This window comes from Oceanobacillus luteolus (genome assembly GCF_023715655.1).
Classification (GTDB): Bacteria; Bacillota; Bacilli; order Bacillales; family Amphibacillaceae; genus Oceanobacillus; species Oceanobacillus luteolus.
On the sequence record NZ_JAMBON010000002.1, the window covers coordinates 104,664 to 119,624 of the forward strand.

Below are 14,961 nucleotides of genomic sequence, written 5' to 3' on the forward strand. Positions count from 1 at the left end.
TTTTATTGTTATATAACAATGAGGGGTTATTGTTTCTATAGTACAACAAGGGGTGATGAATCAAGATGCTTACCAATCAATCTGCCGTGGAAATCGAGCACAGGGAAACCTTTCCGGAAATTCTGACGCCTCAAGCGTTGGAGTTTCTGGAAAAGCTTCACACGAACTTCGATGAACGACGAAGAAATTTATTAGAGATTAGGCAACAGATCCAAAAAAAGCTTAATGAAGGAAAACACTTAAAATTTCTGGAAGAGACGAAGCATATTCGCGAAAGTGAATGGACCGTTGGACAAATACCAAAAGACCTGCGAGATCGCAGGGTAGAAATTACTGGACCCGTAGAGAGGAAGATGATTATAAATGCTTTGAACTCCGGTGCAAAAGCATTTATGGCAGACTTTGAAGACGCTACCTCTCCAACTTGGGAAAATATGATGAATGGTCAAATCAATTTAAAAGATGCTGTGAGAAGAACAATTGATTTTACAGGACCAAATGGTAAAAAATATGTGCTGAACGAAAATCCGGCTGTACTAATCGTCCGTCCAAGAGGATGGCATTTGGAAGAAAATCATTTAATGGTGAATGGAAAACCAATGTCTGGAAGTTTAGTAGATTTCGGGCTTTACCTGTACCATAACGCTTCAGAATTATTGGCTCAAGGTAGCGGTCCATATTTTTATTTGCCAAAAATAGAAAACCATTTAGAAGCAAGACTTTGGAATGATATCTTTGTTTTTTCACAAAATGAGCTCGGTATTCCGCAAGGCACTATTAAGGCAACGGTATTAATTGAAACAATCACCGCAGCGTTTGAAATGGATGAAATACTGTTTGAACTTCGTGAGCATGCTGCTGGTTTGAATTGTGGACGCTGGGATTATATTTTCAGTTATATTAAGAAGTTCCACAAAGATCCAGAGAGGATATTGCCTGATCGTGCAGCCGTTACGATGGAAGTCCCTTTCATGCGTGCTTATTCCTTACTTGCCATTAAGACTTGTCATAAACGAAATGCATTTGCCATGGGCGGGATGGCAGCACATATACCAGTGAAAAATGATGATGAAAAAAATAAAATCGCATTTGAAAAAGTAAGAAAGGATAAAGAACGAGAAGCGAATGACGGGCATGATGGCACATGGGTAGCCCACCCGGGGATGGTTGAGCTTGTTACAGATGTATTTAATCAAGCAATGCCGACACCGAATCAAGTACACAGAAAACGAGAAGATGTGGAGGTGACGGAAGATAATCTCATCCAGTTGCCAGAAGGCGATATTACAGAAGAAGGACTAAGGACAAATGTGAGTGTCGGTATTCAATATACAGCAGCTTGGTTATCAGGTAGAGGTGCTGTACCAATAAATAATTTGATGGAAGATGCAGCAACTGCAGAAATTTCACGTGCACAAGTTTGGCAATGGGTAAGGTATCCAAAGGGTGTGCTGTCGGATGGAAGAAAGGTGACGCTTACGCTTGTGGAAACGATCACTCAGGAGGAATTATTGAAGATAAAAGATCGGATTGGGGCAGAGGCTTTTAAACAAGGAAACTATGAAAAAGCGGCTGAGATTTTTCTGGAATTAATCAAAAAGGATTCATTTGCTGAGTTTCTGACGTTACCGGCTTATGAACAACTAACCAAAGGGGGAAATAATTAATGTATCAAGAAAGAGCAGAGCAATTGCAGAAAGAATGGGAGAACGATCAACGTTGGGAAGGTATTGTACGAGATTATTCCGCGGAAGATGTGATTCGCTTAAGGGGTTCACTGGATATTGAGCACACGTTGGCAAAACGAGGGTCAGAAAAGCTATGGAAGCTTATTAATGAAGAAGATTTTATCAATGCATTAGGTGCACTTACTGGAAATCAGGCGGTTCAGCAAGTGAAGGCAGGATTAAAAGCAATTTACTTGAGTGGGTGGCAAGTTGCTGCGGATGCGAATCTATCAGGTCATATGTATCCGGATCAAAGTTTATATCCTGCTAATAGTGTTCCTCATGTCGTAAAACGCATCAATCAGGCGTTACAGCGGGCAGATCAGATTCATTATTCAGAAGGGGAAAATGATATCGATTGGTTTGCACCTATTGTTGCGGATGCAGAAGCGGGTTTCGGCGGACAGTTGAACGTATTCGAACTGATGAAAGGGATGATTGAATCGGGTGCGGCTGGGGTCCACTTCGAAGATCAATTATCTTCTGAGAAGAAGTGCGGCCATCTAGGCGGGAAAGTACTTCTGCCGACACAAACAGCTGTGAAAAACTTGATTGCCGCTCGTTTTGCAGCAGATGTGATGGGTACTCCAACGGTAATTATCGCGCGGACGGATGCGAATGCTGCAGATATGATCACAAGTGATGTTGATCCGTATGACTCACCGTTCATCACTGGTGAGAGGACTTCCGAAGGATTCTTCCGAACAAAAGCGGGCCTTGATCAGGCGATTGCCCGAGGTTTAGCTTATGCACCATATGCAGACTTGATCTGGTGTGAAACATCAGAACCGGATCTGGAGGAGGCACGTCGCTTTGCCGAGGCAATCCATGAAAAATATCCAGATAAATTGTTGGCATACAATTGTTCACCATCCTTTAATTGGAAACGGAAATTGTCGGACGCTGAGATTGCTAATTTTCAACGTGAGCTAGGAAAAATGGGATATAAATTCCAGTTCGTTACATTGGCTGGCTTCCATGCATTGAACCATAGCATGTTTGAACTTGCAAGAAAATATAAAGATGAAGGTATGGCAGCTTATTCTGAGTTGCAGCAGGCTGAATTTGCGAGTGAGCAGCATGGATACACAGCTACAAGACATCAACGTGAAGTTGGTACAGGTTACTTCGATGAAGTGGCACAAGTTATTTCTGGAGGAGAATCTTCTACTACCGCATTAACTGGATCAACAGAAGAAGAGCAGTTCACAAGTTAACGTATCAGAGCGAGTAACCCGATTCGGGAAGCTCGCTCTTATTTTTGGTACAGAGTAAAATATTAGGTCCTTCAATTATCATCTCATTATGATTCCTTGATTTGAAGCAAACTCAGAATTAGTAGGGTTTCTTAACTCATCCGACTTGACGAAACTGCTTATTTGCGTTATGATATATGTAATTAAATATATTTGAATTTAACTTTTTTATTTTCAATAATATATGGGGGTAGATGAATGGTTACGCTTTATGTTACACCTAGTTGTACTTCCTGCAGAAAGGCTCGGAAGTGGTTTCAAGAACATGATATTGCTTACAGAGAAAGAAATATCATGTCAGAACCTCTACAAAGAGACGAAATCAAAGAAATACTCCGTCTGACTGATAACGGAACGGAGGAAATAATTTCTACTCGTTCTAAAGCATTTCAACAGTTAAAACCTGATTTAGAAAAGTTATCCCTACAGGAATTACTTTCATTAATCGAAGAAAATCCTGGAATTTTAAAACGTCCCATCATGTTGGACGACAAGCGTCTGCAAGTTGGATATAATGCAGACGAAATCCGCAGTTTCTTGCCTCGCTCTGTTCGCGAGTTCAATTTACAGGAAATGCAAAAGGCTATCAACTAATCATGTAATGGTTTCAATATATATTTTAACGTGCTATTTTTCGGCTAAACGAAGAATAGCACGTTTTTTGTTGTACAATTAAATCTGATAATATTTTTTGAAAACATGCAACTTTATATAGTTTGCCAGCATCTTAAGTGTAGGGGGGGAGGGAGCAAGTGGTGAACCTAGTCGATAGGTTAAGAAAAAAAGAAGAGGAAGCATTGGTTGAAGTGATGAATCTTTATGGGAACTATTTGCTCTGAATGGCTTATCTGTTGGTAAAAGACCATCAACGGGCAGAAGAAGCCGTACAAGATGCTTTTATTACAGCTTTCAAAAAAATAAACCAACTGGAGAAAGACGCACTTATCAAGAGCTGGTTGACTACCATTACGATCAATCACTGCCGTCAGCAGTTGAGGACGTGGAACTATAAACATATCATACCCAACTTAGAAGCAGTAGAACGCTTGAGGGACAAGGATGCTGCGACAAGTCCAGAAGCAGAACTGCTGGAGTTGGAATGGAATCATCATCTGACAGCTGCTATTCACGCACTAGATTATAAGTATCGAGAGGTAATTACTTTATTTTACTTTAATGAATTGAAAATTGCTGAAATCTCAGCTCTGACAAATACGAAGGAAAATACCGTGAAATCACGCTTGAAACGAGCAAAGGAGATGCTGAAAGCAAGTTTAATAGAAAAGGAGGACGGTACGGATGGAAGAAAAAACGCAAATCAAGAAACATCTTGACCAGGAGTTGAAAGACTTACACTTCACCAAACACGTTGACGTTCTGAATAAGATAAAACAACCAACCAGGAAAGAAAAACTGAGTCAGCTTTGGAATAAGGAAGTCACGATACCAATCCTCCCTGTAAGTTCAGTTCTTGTCATTCTCCTTTTCAGTTATGGGATTTTCGTCATTCAAGATATAAACGTGGAATATGAACAGAATGAGTTGATTAACATAGGAGGCAACAGATATTGGCAAGAAGATATCGAGGGGAGGATGAAGAATGAAGAGCAGCGTTAAGCTGAAAGTTAAACATTTAGTAATGATAGCCTTCACTGTATTCTTGATCTTTCCTTTGGCTATGATATTCCTGATTCCCCAAATAGAACTGGGTTTGGTGAAATACAAACACTCAACCGGAATCACAGTAGCAAGGGAACAAGTAATTGAACTCTTGGAAAGTAATATCTTTCCTTCTCAAAAGTACAGCTTAATTCAAAACCATTTGTTAGGTGGGGAATGGCTGGGAGATTACGATATTTACGTCGGACCGACCATGTCGACAAGTATCATCGAGGAGGAATCCCAGTTATTCAGTTGGGAAGAGAAGAAGCCATATCTCAATGATTACTTAGAGAATGGGCCCGTCGATTATCCTTTAATAAATGCTGCGGTGCAACTAGCTGCTGAAGCTGTAAGGAACGGTGATGAAGCAAGGGCCGAGGGAATATATAAACTTGCTAAAGAACGATTGAACCATCCTGATTATTCATATTTAATATCTGAATTGGAACTTTCTTTTGTCAAACTTTATATTCAATCGGGCAATCCAGACAAGGCGGAGAACTTTCTTGAAACAATTGATATCCATAGAGGAGATTTCTATTATCAGGCTGAAAAAGTAAAATACGAGGCGTTGATTCTGTTACACAAAGGTGAGAATCACGCAGCTCTCACTAAAGTAAAAGAAGGAATGACAGATTTTGAAAAGGCTTGGGACGCGGAAGGAAATGAAGACTCAATTGAATATAGCAAAGTATATGAAGATTTGGAGCGTTTAAACTACACAATAGATAGCTCCACCGGAGAGTTAACCACCGTGTCAGGAAACATCAGCCGGAAAGATGGAACACCGATTGCTCAAGCGGGTGTATTTTTACGTGAGTCATCCATGGTTAATCGTTCAGTGGGCCCAGATGAATTTTATCAAGTGACGACGGATGACTCGGGCAACTTTGAATTTCAAAATGTTGTAGCTGGGAGCTATCAAATATTCGTAGGATTCCATTACGACCAAATTGATGGATATACTTGGCCAGTTGATTTAAATGATTGGATCTATGCAGATGGTGGAGAAATCGCTTATGATATTACGCTTGCCCCACTGATGGAAGTTTATGAACCAGTAAATGGAACTGTACTAAAGGATGATGAAATTGAGTTCAGTTGGGAACCTGTGTCTGGAGCTGCATATTATACCCTCCAGTTTAGCATTATTGATGACGGTCTTACTTACAGTTTAGGACTTGACATGGAAGCGAGAGAAAGCACCATCACTATTCCTGTAGAAAGCATTTATAATCTCGCGTCAAGTTCTATTATGGGTGTAGATGATACAGAATGGGAATATTTTAATCCAGCCTACTATTTAGGGTTCGAAAACTCTCATGGAGTATATTCATGGAGCGTTCAAGCTTTTGATGAAAAAGGCAATCTAATTACTCGCAGTGATGGTTACCGCCTAGCTGGAGACAGTATCGGCAACCTCCCAATATTGTATTTGCAGCAGAGAGAATTAACAAAGGCTGATGAATGGCTTATTGAAGGCAAACTGGAAGAAGCACTTCGACAATACAAAGAAGATATTGAAGTGAATCCAAAAGATACACACAGCTTGCGGATGATTACGAGAATCATTGGCATACAAGCAGATGGTGATTATAGTAAATTATTGGAACTTCAGCTTCCGTACTATAAACAATTGATAGAACTAACAGGTGATCCTAACTATATATTCTGGGTGTTGGATCACTATTACACAGAAAGAGATTGGAGAAACTATCAAATCTGGTTTGAAAAGTATAAAGCAGCGTCTGAAGGGGATATTGATCCTTTTGTCAAAAGCTATCATGCAAATGCTTTAATGTTTCAAGGTGAATATAAAAAAGCAGCGGAACTCCACAAAGAAGCAATTGAAGCTGGTGGTGACCATCGGTATATAGGTAACTTGTTAGCTTTAGAGATTTATCTTGGAGCTGATTTTGAAAAGGTAATCGAGCTGGCAAATGTCTATCCTTACCATGAGCACATTGCTGGTTCGGAAGGTTTCGTACACTGGGCAAGCCTCCTTCAATCTGTGAAGAAAGACGTGGAAGCGGATGAGGAGGCACTGAAAATGCTGAAGCAAGGGCTGAAACTCTACTTTACGGATGAGCAAGCTGAGCTGGAAAATTGGAAACAAAAAACTTCGAAGAACAATTTCGTGAAGTTAATAAATTTATTAGAAGTTATGAATTAATAACAAAGCAGCGTGAAGCAAATGAATCCACACGCTGCTTTACTATATGAAAATGAGCGATACTACAAGACATACCAGTACACACAAATGAAATGAAAAAAACTGCCGAAAAGAATAAAGATATGAAAAATCTCATGGAAACCCCAATTTTTTATTTGGAGGAATTTCGGTTTAAATCCATAAATGATTCCACCAACCGTGTAGGCAATCCCACCGAGGATAAGGTAAGCCATCCCGCCCGTACCAAGGGAAGGTGCCAATTCACCGGTGAAAAAGATAACGAGCCAGCCCATCACCAGGTAGATGGATGTGGACAACCATCTAGGAGATGAAAACCAAGTTAATTTGAATATGACACCAAGTAATGCAAGACCATTAATTACACAGAATAATATCCAACCTAAAGTGTTATTTAACGTAATTAAACAAAAAGGGGTGTATGTCCCAGCGATTAATACAAATATCATGGAATGGTCAATTCTTCGTAACCAAGAAATCACTTTATCCTTTGCAATCACCATATGATAAGTTGCTGAAGCAGAGTAAAGCAATATCATACTGACTCCAAAAATAATCACTGCCAAAAGTCCCAACATGGAATGCCCCTCAGATACTGCCTTAACAATCAGCGCAATAAGTCCGATTAGAGCAAAAATGGCTCCGGCTAAGTGGGTAAAGCTATTAATCGGTTCCCTTACATATTGATTCATTAATATACCCCTTCCTCTACATAATGTAGTTTTAAAAACTATATCATCGTGTTATAATGATTTATATCATAGTTCGCGATAAGTCGTCAACTATAAAATTGATAGCATAATACTTGGCTATTTGTAAAGAGGAGAAGAATAATGGAAGATAATATAAAAGAAATGATGGAGAATTTGCATTTGGATTCAAAGTTAACGATGGATGATATACCCAATCTTGATTTATACATGGACCAAGTCATTCAACTATTCGAGAACAAGTACGCAGCAGCAAAGCGAAATGAGGAAGAAAAAATATTAACAAAAACGATGATCAACAATTACTCGAAAGGAAAATTATTCTTCCCGATAAAAAATAAAAAATATTCACCAGAGCATGTCATGCTCATTAATATGATCTATGAAATGAAAACAAGTCTATCTATTCGTGATATCAAGCAAACATTGGACCCACTCAATAACCGTATGATGAAGGAAGAATTTGAGTTGAATCCAATTTACGAGTTCTTCTTAGAACTAACTGAAAAAAATTTGGAACGCTTTTCCAATGACAGTAATGAGATAATCAATGAAGTAAAAAAATCTAGTGATGCGTTACAAGAAGACGATGATTACTGGAATAAATTTTTCCTTATTCTCTCATTTGTAAACATGAGTAATTATTATTGCCGAGTTGCAGAGGCTCTCGTTGATGAAATGGAAAGTAAGGAATTGAAAAAAGACTAACATGTGTTTCATATGATAAACTAAAGGAAAAAAATTAGAGAGGGAGAATGACATTGACGGCATACCCTAAAATAAACGAAACACTAAATATGATTAAAGAACTGGTTTCCATCCCTAGTCCATCGGGTAATACGACAAAAGTAATTTCTTTTATTGAAACGGAATTAAATAAACTAGGTATAAGCAATAGAAGAAACCGCAAAGGCGGACTGATTGCAACAATTCCAGGCGAGAATGATAAAGATCACCGCATGCTCACTGCACATGTTGATACATTAGGGGCGATGGTGAAAGAGATTAAGAGTAATGGCCGTTTACGTTTAGATTTAATTGGCGGTTTCACATATAACTCCATCGAAGGTGAATACTGTGAGATTGAAACCTCCACAGGCCAGATTGTTACTGGGACAATTTTACTTCATCAGACCTCTGTCCATGTATATAAAGATGCAGGCAGTGCAAAGCGCAGTCAGGAGAATATGGAAGTGAGAATTGACGCACGGGTAGAAAATGCGGAAGACGTGCGAAAGCTCGGTATAGAGGTTGGTGATTTTGTTTCATTCGATCCTCGAGTGGAAATTACCGATAATGGTTTTATTAAATCCCGTCATTTGGATGATAAGGCAAGTGTTGCGATGTTGATCCAGCTGATAAAAAGAATAAAAGCAGAAAATATCAAGCTTCCTTATACCACTCATTTTTTAATTTCAAATAATGAGGAGATAGGTTATGGGGGGAATTCGAATATCACTCCAGAAACTGTAGAGTATTTAGCTGTCGATATGGGGGCAATGGGTGATGGCCAGTCTACAGATGAATATACAGTTTCCATTTGTGTCAAGGATGCGAGCGGCCCGTATCACTATGGACTAAGGAAAAAATTGGTGGAGTTAGCTCAGAAACATGAAATCGGCTATAAGCTAGATATCTATCCATATTACGGCTCTGATGCATCAGCAGCAATCCGGAGTGGACATGATATTGTCCATGGTCTGATAGGACCAGGAATCGATTCATCCCATGCTTACGAACGGACCCACGAAGATGCATTGCGAAACACGGAAGAATTACTATATCACTATATCCAATCAAGCCTAGTGGAATTATGAAAAAATACTTGTACAGATAGCTTGATTGGAATTAGCAATGTTCCAAAAGGAAAGCAGGTTTCTACATGAAATTAAGTATTTTGGATCAAGTCCCCATTCCGAATGGTAAATCAGCGCAAGATGCACTAGAAGCCACGATTGAGTTAGCCGAACTTGCAGATAAGCTGGGCTACCATCGCTATTGGATTGCTGAACATCATGACTTCGATGGTTTAGCGAGCCCAGCTCCCGATATTCTGCTTGGAATTATTGGACATAAAACAAAACGGATTCGAATCGGCTCAGGTGCAGTTTTACTGCCAAACTATAAACCATATAATATTGCAGAGCGTTATCATTTATTGGCAACATTATATCCTGGAAGGGTTGATCTTGGCTTGGGCCGAGCACCTGGTGGTTCAGCTGAAGCTTCTATAGCATTGGTCGATAATTTTCTTGAGCAAGTGAAAATGTATGAGCAGAAATTGGAGGAGTTGCTGCATTTTCTAAATGGAGATTTTCCTGAAGACAACATCTTCCATAAAGTAAAGGCACAACCTGTTCCAAAGGAGAAACCAGTTCCGTGGTTGCTTGGTACAAGTATGAAGAGCGCGGTTTTAGCATCAGAAAAAAGGTTGCCTTATGTGTTCGGAGATTTTATGAGTGGAGAAGATGGACCATCCATTGTGAAGGAATATCGTGATCGTTTCCGAAATGCAGAGCCAAAGGTAATGGTAACTGTTAATGTGATTTGTGCTGAGACTACGGAAGAGGCTATGGAGTTGGCAAAGAGTAATCAAGTATGGAAGTTGATGCAGTCAAAAGGAGAAGGAAACGGTAAGGTGCCCACCGTTAAAGAAGTATTGGAATATAATTTTAGTGATGAAGATCTTGATTCCCTTCGAACGTCCAATCACCGGCAAATAATCGGTAACCCGAGAGAAGTACGCGAGTCACTAGAGGAATTACGAGAATTATATGGTACTGATGAGTTTATGGTCCTAACAATCACTCATGATACTGATGCAAGAAAGGCTTCTTATGAACTGATTGCCCGTGAATTTAATTTAAGAAAGTCGTAATTTACATTCACAAATACATAATTCATCAGTAATGAACTATATTTAATAGAGGACAGGCTTTATCATTAATAAAGCATTTTACTCTGGATGATCAGGGAGGTTATTATGCAAACTTGGGTTACGGATGTGATGGAACAGTTCGGCTATCTTGGGATTTTTCTCATGATGACATTGGAGAACCTATTTCCACCTATACCATCTGAAATTGTCCTTCCATTTGGGGGATTTCTCACTACGTATACAAATCTCACAGTAGTTGGCGTCATTACGGCAGCGACCTTGGGTTCAGTTATTGGAGCAATGATTTTATACAGTATTGGCCTCCTGGTTGATGTGGAACGATTGGAGAAAATAGTCGATCGTTATGGACATATTCTTCGATTGAAAAGAGAAGATATTCATAAAGCGGATGCATGGTTTGATAAATACGGTTATTGGACGGTGTTTTTCTGCCGGATGGTGCCGCTTATCCGCAGTCTCATCTCGATTCCAGCCGGAATGTCGAACATGAAATTCACGGTATTTATACTGCTGACAACGATAGGGACGTTAATCTGGAACGTTATCCTGGTATCCATCGGAGTTGTACTAGGGGAGAATTGGCAGGATATATTAAGTTTTATGGATGTATATTCAACCATCGTTTATGTCTTGTTGTTTGTTGGGTTGGTACTATTCATTTACTGGTATATAAAAAAACGAAGAAAACAAAAATAGAATGGCAGAAGTGCCATTCTATTTTTGTTGCTCTTACAATATCAAACAGTCTTAGTTCAAATACGCCTCTAGGCCTACTGCAAAATATATCTGTGGCTCATTATCTTGAATGTAAAATCACGATAAGATGAAGTCAAGATCAAGAAAGGAGGCAATGCAATGAAGAAATTTCTACTTTTTGTTGGAGGATTAATCGCATTTTTCGTGTTACTTGCGAATTTAGGACCAATGGTGATATTTGGTTTAAGTATTTGGCTCCTCTATATTGTGTTTAAAAAGTTTATGCAGGCCGATTCGACTGGCGCAAAAATAGGATGGATCATCCTTGGGTTGTTTATTTTAAGCATCAGTCTGGCCAATATCTATGCATTGATAGGTGTTGTGGCGATTTACACACTGTATTTAATTTGGAAGAGCTGGAAAGAAGAGCCGGAGATTTACACGAATAAGGATTACGACCCATTTACCAATTTCGAGAATGAGTGGGCTGAATTAAATCGATAAAAGGAGAGAATAAAATATGACAACAAATATTTTCACGAGAATGATGGACAGTATTTCTTCAGATTTACATCATCTAATGGATAAAAAGGAAGAGAAAAACCCGATTGCAGCATTAAATCACTATTTGCGTCAGAGCGAGCAGGAGAAGGAAAAGGTAAGAAAACTAATTGAACGTCAATATAAACTGAAAGATGAGTTTTCAAGTGAATATCTAAAAGCGCAAGATTTGGCGGATAAACGCTTAAAACAAGCGGAAATAGCTGAAAAAGCAGGGGAAACTTCAATGCACGAGTTTGCGATGAAAGAACATGAGGAGTACCAAAGTCGTGCAAACCGCTTAAAAGTCAGTCGTGAAGAAGCAATTGAGCAACTGATTTCATTGGAGCAAAAGTATGAAGAAATGAAGCATCGATTAAAGGATATGCATATGCGTCGTATGGAATTAATGGGCCGGGAAAATATCGCACGGGCTAATCAACGGATCAATCAAGTGATTGAAGATGTATCAGACAAACCTTTTGCAAAATTTGCTGAACTGGAACAATATATTGAGAACCTTGAATATCAAGTGAACAGTGCATACTATAAAAGCACATTCGACAGTAAAATTGCTAAGCTTGAAAAGGAATTGCTAGAAAAAGAAAACACCAAATAAACGTGATATACTAATAAGGCGTAGATTCCATCTGCGCCTTGAATTATTAAGAAAAGAAGGAGGCCAGCAATGTTTAAACATTTTACTACAAAAAATTATAACTGGATATTAATCATTGGTGTCATCCTTCTTTTGATTGAGTTTGTGTTTTCTTTTGGAGGAGCAATCATCCCTACGATTATATCTGGATTTTTCGTCTACGTCGGTTGGAAAAGCTTTAACCAACTCTGGGGGAAGATAGTTTTCTGGATTTCTTTAATTAGTATGATCTTTTCCATTTTGAGTCTTATGGCTGTCAGATTTATCATCTTTGCAGCAATCGTCATTTTTGTAATGAAGTTTTACGAGTCGACGAAGAAAGCAGTAAAAATTGCCCCGGTGCTCCCTGGTACTTCTAACCATGAACCACTCAGTAGAATGGAGCCTTTATTCGACCATACTTTCTTTGATGATCAGTTTACAGAGGAAACACCTTACCAGTGGCGCGATGTGAATATCCATGGGCTGATGGGGGATCGGATGATTGATTTAAGCAATACGGTGATCCCTAATGATACAGCAGTCATTTCCATTCGCCATGGACTTGGCAATATTGAAATCCTAGTACCGTATGAAGTGGAGATTAGCTTCCATCATAGTACGGTGTTTGGAAATGTGAGAGTTTTTCATGAAAACCATGAGAAAATATTCAATAAATCTATATTTTATCAAACAGCACAATATGATACAGCAGCAACAAGGGTTAAAATCATCACCTCTTTATTTTCTGGGGATATTGAGGTGAAACGTATATGAGTACGGTGATTCGTCATATTTTATCTGGAATATTGTTTAGTTTTTTGCTTACTATAGCTATATTGACTCTTGTATTTCATCTATTTCCTCCTGAATCATATGCTGTTTTATGGGAGAAGGAAATTGGCAATGTAGCATTTATTATCTGGTTATTAGGATTTGTGTTGGCTGGTGGGACGATATTTGGAATCTCCACAGGCTGGTATTGGAAGCAAAGACTTTATCGAATCGAACGCAAACTTGATAAGCTTAGTAAAGGTCAAAGGATTGATGATGAAAAGGAACCATATCATGAATTGAAAAGTATTGAAAAACGCCTAGAACTAATACAAACACGTATCGATCAACAAACAGAATTCGCACAAAAGATTGCAACAGAACGGGCAGAAGAAAGGGAAAAAAGTCTCCAGGAAATTGTTGTGCAAGAAAGGAATCGATTGGCTCGTGAGCTTCATGATTCCGTCAGCCAGCAACTTTTTGCGGCATCCATGATGATGGCTGCAATAAATCTGCATGATTTACCTGGAGACCATGAGATAAAGAAAAAAATGCAGCTTGTTGAAAAAATGCTTCAACAGTCCCAACTGGAGATGAGGGCTTTATTATTACATCTGCGTCCTGTTGCATTAAAAGGTAAATCACTTGTTGAAGGAATAGAAGAACTTCTTCGTGAAATGAAACAAAAAGTCTCCATGGATATTACTTGGACCGTAGAAGAATTATCAGTAGATAAAGGGATTGAGGATCAACTATTCCGTATCATGCAAGAAGCAATGTCAAATACACTACGTCATGCCATGGCAACAAGCTTTCATGTATTACTGATCAAAAGAGAAGACACGGTGATATTGCGCATTTCAGATGATGGTATTGGTTTTGATATGGAAAGAATGAAGACAGGATCCTACGGAATGCAGAATATGCGTGAACGTGCTTATGAGATAGGTGGTACATTCAAAGTTGTCAGTCTGCCGAATCAAGGTACAAAACTTGAAGTAAAAGTCCCGATACCAACTGAAACGAAAGGTAGGAAAGTAAATGATTAGAGTTCTATTTGCTGATGATCATGAAATGGTTCGTATTGGTGTTGCTTCTTATTTATCAGCACAACCGGATATTGAAGTCATCGCAGAAGCTGATGATGGGGAACCAGCAGTCAAATTGGCGCTCGAACTTAAGCCTAATATTATATTAATGGATTTGGTTATGAAGAAAATGGACGGTATTGAAGCGACTAAGCGTATTCTGAAAGAGTGGCCAGAGGCTAAAATCATCATTGTTACGAGCTTTCTTGATGATGAGAAGGTATACCCGGCGTTGGAAGCAGGTGCAACAAGCTATTTATTGAAAACATCCAAGGCAGATGAAATTGCAGAAGCCATTCGTGCGACTTATGACGGGCAAACGGTTTTAGAACCGGAAGTGACAGGTAAGTTGATGAATCGCATGAGAAAACCAAAGGAAGAAAAGCTTCATGAACAATTGACCGAGAGGGAAAAAGAAGTACTTCTTCTGCTTGCTGCTGGAAAAACGAATCAAGAGATAGCAGATGAATTGTTCATTGCGTTAAAAACAGTGAAAGTACACGTTAGTAACATTCTCGCTAAGTTGGAAGTCCAAGATCGGACCCAAGCTGTTATCTATGCATTTCAACACGATTTAGTTTAACTTTTACTGTATCAAAAGAACTAAAAATATTCAAAACTTAAATTGATTTCACTTACAGTTGAAAATGTAACGTCTAAACATGTAGTATTTCCAAGGAAAACTTCATGTTTTTTCGTTTATAAAGAAACATTTTGTCATTAATTGAAATATAATTGTAATATAACGATAACACGGCTGAAATTTAACGGTGCTATACTA

16 protein-coding genes are annotated in these 14,961 nt (G+C 38.8%); 15 read left to right on the forward strand and 1 reads right to left on the reverse strand.

Annotation, left to right across the window (positions count from 1 at the left end; all coding sequences use genetic code 11):
* Window positions 1-65: 65 nt before the first annotated feature.
* The 6 genes from aceB (at window position 66) to M3210_RS03285 (ending at window position 6,818) form a co-directional block, all read left to right on the forward strand.
* The gene (aceB, locus tag M3210_RS03260) at window positions 66-1,667 is read left to right on the forward strand and encodes a malate synthase A (protein ID WP_251511358.1); all 1,602 of its coding nucleotides are present in this window, start codon (window positions 66-68) and stop codon (window positions 1,665-1,667) included.
* Window positions 1,667-2,944, forward strand: coding sequence for an isocitrate lyase (gene aceA, locus M3210_RS03265; RefSeq protein ID WP_251511363.1), 1,278 nt, complete (start codon window positions 1,667-1,669; stop codon window positions 2,942-2,944). The genes aceB and aceA overlap by 1 nt, the downstream gene beginning before the upstream one ends.
* A 237-nt stretch (window positions 2,945-3,181) precedes the next feature.
* Window positions 3,182-3,577, forward strand: coding sequence for a transcriptional regulator SpxA (spxA, locus tag M3210_RS03270; protein WP_251511368.1), 396 nt, complete (start codon window positions 3,182-3,184; stop codon window positions 3,575-3,577).
* A gap of 245 nt (window positions 3,578-3,822) precedes the next feature.
* Complete coding sequence (locus tag M3210_RS03275) at window positions 3,823-4,317, forward strand: sigma-70 family RNA polymerase sigma factor (protein WP_251511371.1); 495 nt, start codon at window positions 3,823-3,825, stop codon at window positions 4,315-4,317.
* Entirely contained in the window at window positions 4,283-4,600 is a 318-nt protein-coding gene (locus tag M3210_RS03280; protein WP_251511376.1) for a hypothetical protein, read from the forward strand. Before M3210_RS03275 ends, M3210_RS03280 begins: the two co-directional genes overlap by 35 nt.
* Window positions 4,584-6,818 (forward strand): carboxypeptidase-like regulatory domain-containing protein, encoded by a 2,235-nt coding sequence (locus tag M3210_RS03285; protein WP_251511379.1) that lies wholly within the window; start codon window positions 4,584-4,586, stop codon window positions 6,816-6,818. Before M3210_RS03280 ends, M3210_RS03285 begins: the two co-directional genes overlap by 17 nt.
* Before the next feature lie 62 nt (window positions 6,819-6,880).
* Here the strand turns inward: M3210_RS03285 and trhA are convergent, their stop codons facing one another.
* Window positions 6,881-7,528: a PAQR family membrane homeostasis protein TrhA gene (gene trhA / locus M3210_RS03290; RefSeq protein WP_251511397.1), complete on the reverse strand. Its 648-nt coding sequence runs from the start codon at window positions 7,526-7,528 to the stop codon at window positions 6,881-6,883.
* Window positions 7,529-7,669: 141 nt separating this feature from the next.
* On the opposite strand from trhA, the gene M3210_RS03295 reads away from it, so the two are divergent.
* The 9 genes from M3210_RS03295 to M3210_RS03335 all read left to right on the forward strand — a co-directional run bounded on the left by M3210_RS03295 (window position 7,670) and on the right by M3210_RS03335 (window position 14,763).
* Entirely contained in the window at window positions 7,670-8,254 is a 585-nt protein-coding gene (locus tag M3210_RS03295; RefSeq protein WP_251511401.1) for a DUF1836 domain-containing protein, read from the forward strand.
* Window positions 8,255-8,343: 89 nt separating this feature from the next.
* A complete protein-coding gene (locus tag M3210_RS03300) occupies window positions 8,344-9,363 on the forward strand; it encodes a M42 family metallopeptidase (RefSeq protein ID WP_379597224.1) in 1,020 nt (339 codons plus the stop codon).
* A gap of 65 nt (window positions 9,364-9,428) precedes the next feature.
* Window positions 9,429-10,424 carry an LLM class flavin-dependent oxidoreductase gene (locus M3210_RS03305; protein WP_251511407.1) on the forward strand — a complete coding sequence of 332 codons (996 nt, stop codon included), beginning with the start codon at window positions 9,429-9,431 and terminating at the stop codon, window positions 10,422-10,424.
* A 105-nt stretch (window positions 10,425-10,529) separates the two neighbouring features.
* On the forward strand, window positions 10,530-11,141 hold the full coding sequence (locus M3210_RS03310) for a DedA family protein (protein ID WP_251511410.1): 612 nt from the start codon (window positions 10,530-10,532) through the stop codon (window positions 11,139-11,141).
* A 159-nt stretch (window positions 11,142-11,300) separates the two neighbouring features.
* The gene (locus tag M3210_RS03315; protein WP_251511414.1) at window positions 11,301-11,645 is read left to right on the forward strand and encodes a lmo0954 family membrane protein; all 345 of its coding nucleotides are present in this window, start codon (window positions 11,301-11,303) and stop codon (window positions 11,643-11,645) included.
* 16 nt (window positions 11,646-11,661) lie between these two features.
* Window positions 11,662-12,300: a PspA/IM30 family protein gene (locus M3210_RS03320; protein ID WP_251511417.1), complete on the forward strand. Its 639-nt coding sequence runs from the start codon at window positions 11,662-11,664 to the stop codon at window positions 12,298-12,300.
* A 69-nt stretch (window positions 12,301-12,369) separates the two neighbouring features.
* Entirely contained in the window at window positions 12,370-13,095 is a 726-nt protein-coding gene (liaF, locus tag M3210_RS03325) for a cell wall-active antibiotics response protein LiaF (protein ID WP_251511420.1), read from the forward strand.
* Window positions 13,092-14,141, forward strand: coding sequence for a sensor histidine kinase (locus M3210_RS03330; RefSeq protein ID WP_251511424.1), 1,050 nt, complete (start codon window positions 13,092-13,094; stop codon window positions 14,139-14,141). Before liaF ends, M3210_RS03330 begins: the two co-directional genes overlap by 4 nt.
* On the forward strand, window positions 14,134-14,763 hold the full coding sequence (locus M3210_RS03335) for a response regulator (protein ID WP_251511425.1): 630 nt from the start codon (window positions 14,134-14,136) through the stop codon (window positions 14,761-14,763). Before M3210_RS03330 ends, M3210_RS03335 begins: the two co-directional genes overlap by 8 nt.
* The last annotated feature ends 198 nt before the right edge of the window (window positions 14,764-14,961 follow it).

What these genes read in the sequence shown, in the direction of transcription:
- aceB (WP_251511358.1), top strand. Translation starts at nt 66, where the DNA reads ATGCTTACCAATCAATCTGCCGTGGAAATCGAGCACAGGGAAACCTTT.
- aceA (WP_251511363.1), top strand. Translation starts at nt 1,667, where the DNA reads ATGTATCAAGAAAGAGCAGAGCAATTGCAGAAAGAATGGGAGAACGAT.
- spxA (WP_251511368.1), top strand. Translation starts at nt 3,182, where the DNA reads ATGGTTACGCTTTATGTTACACCTAGTTGTACTTCCTGCAGAAAGGCT.
- M3210_RS03275 (WP_251511371.1), top strand. Translation starts at nt 3,823, where the DNA reads ATGGCTTATCTGTTGGTAAAAGACCATCAACGGGCAGAAGAAGCCGTA.
- M3210_RS03280 (WP_251511376.1), top strand. Translation starts at nt 4,283, where the DNA reads ATGGAAGAAAAAACGCAAATCAAGAAACATCTTGACCAGGAGTTGAAA.
- M3210_RS03285 (WP_251511379.1), top strand. Translation starts at nt 4,584, where the DNA reads ATGAAGAGCAGCGTTAAGCTGAAAGTTAAACATTTAGTAATGATAGCC.
- trhA (WP_251511397.1), bottom strand. Translation starts at nt 7,528, where the DNA reads ATGAATCAATATGTAAGGGAACCGATTAATAGCTTTACCCACTTAGCC.
- M3210_RS03295 (WP_251511401.1), top strand. Translation starts at nt 7,670, where the DNA reads ATGGAAGATAATATAAAAGAAATGATGGAGAATTTGCATTTGGATTCA.
- M3210_RS03300 (WP_379597224.1), top strand. Translation starts at nt 8,344, where the DNA reads ATGATTAAAGAACTGGTTTCCATCCCTAGTCCATCGGGTAATACGACA.
- M3210_RS03305 (WP_251511407.1), top strand. Translation starts at nt 9,429, where the DNA reads ATGAAATTAAGTATTTTGGATCAAGTCCCCATTCCGAATGGTAAATCA.
- M3210_RS03310 (WP_251511410.1), top strand. Translation starts at nt 10,530, where the DNA reads ATGCAAACTTGGGTTACGGATGTGATGGAACAGTTCGGCTATCTTGGG.
- M3210_RS03315 (WP_251511414.1), top strand. Translation starts at nt 11,301, where the DNA reads ATGAAGAAATTTCTACTTTTTGTTGGAGGATTAATCGCATTTTTCGTG.
- M3210_RS03320 (WP_251511417.1), top strand. Translation starts at nt 11,662, where the DNA reads ATGACAACAAATATTTTCACGAGAATGATGGACAGTATTTCTTCAGAT.
- liaF (WP_251511420.1), top strand. Translation starts at nt 12,370, where the DNA reads ATGTTTAAACATTTTACTACAAAAAATTATAACTGGATATTAATCATT.
- M3210_RS03330 (WP_251511424.1), top strand. Translation starts at nt 13,092, where the DNA reads ATGAGTACGGTGATTCGTCATATTTTATCTGGAATATTGTTTAGTTTT.
- M3210_RS03335 (WP_251511425.1), top strand. Translation starts at nt 14,134, where the DNA reads ATGATTAGAGTTCTATTTGCTGATGATCATGAAATGGTTCGTATTGGT.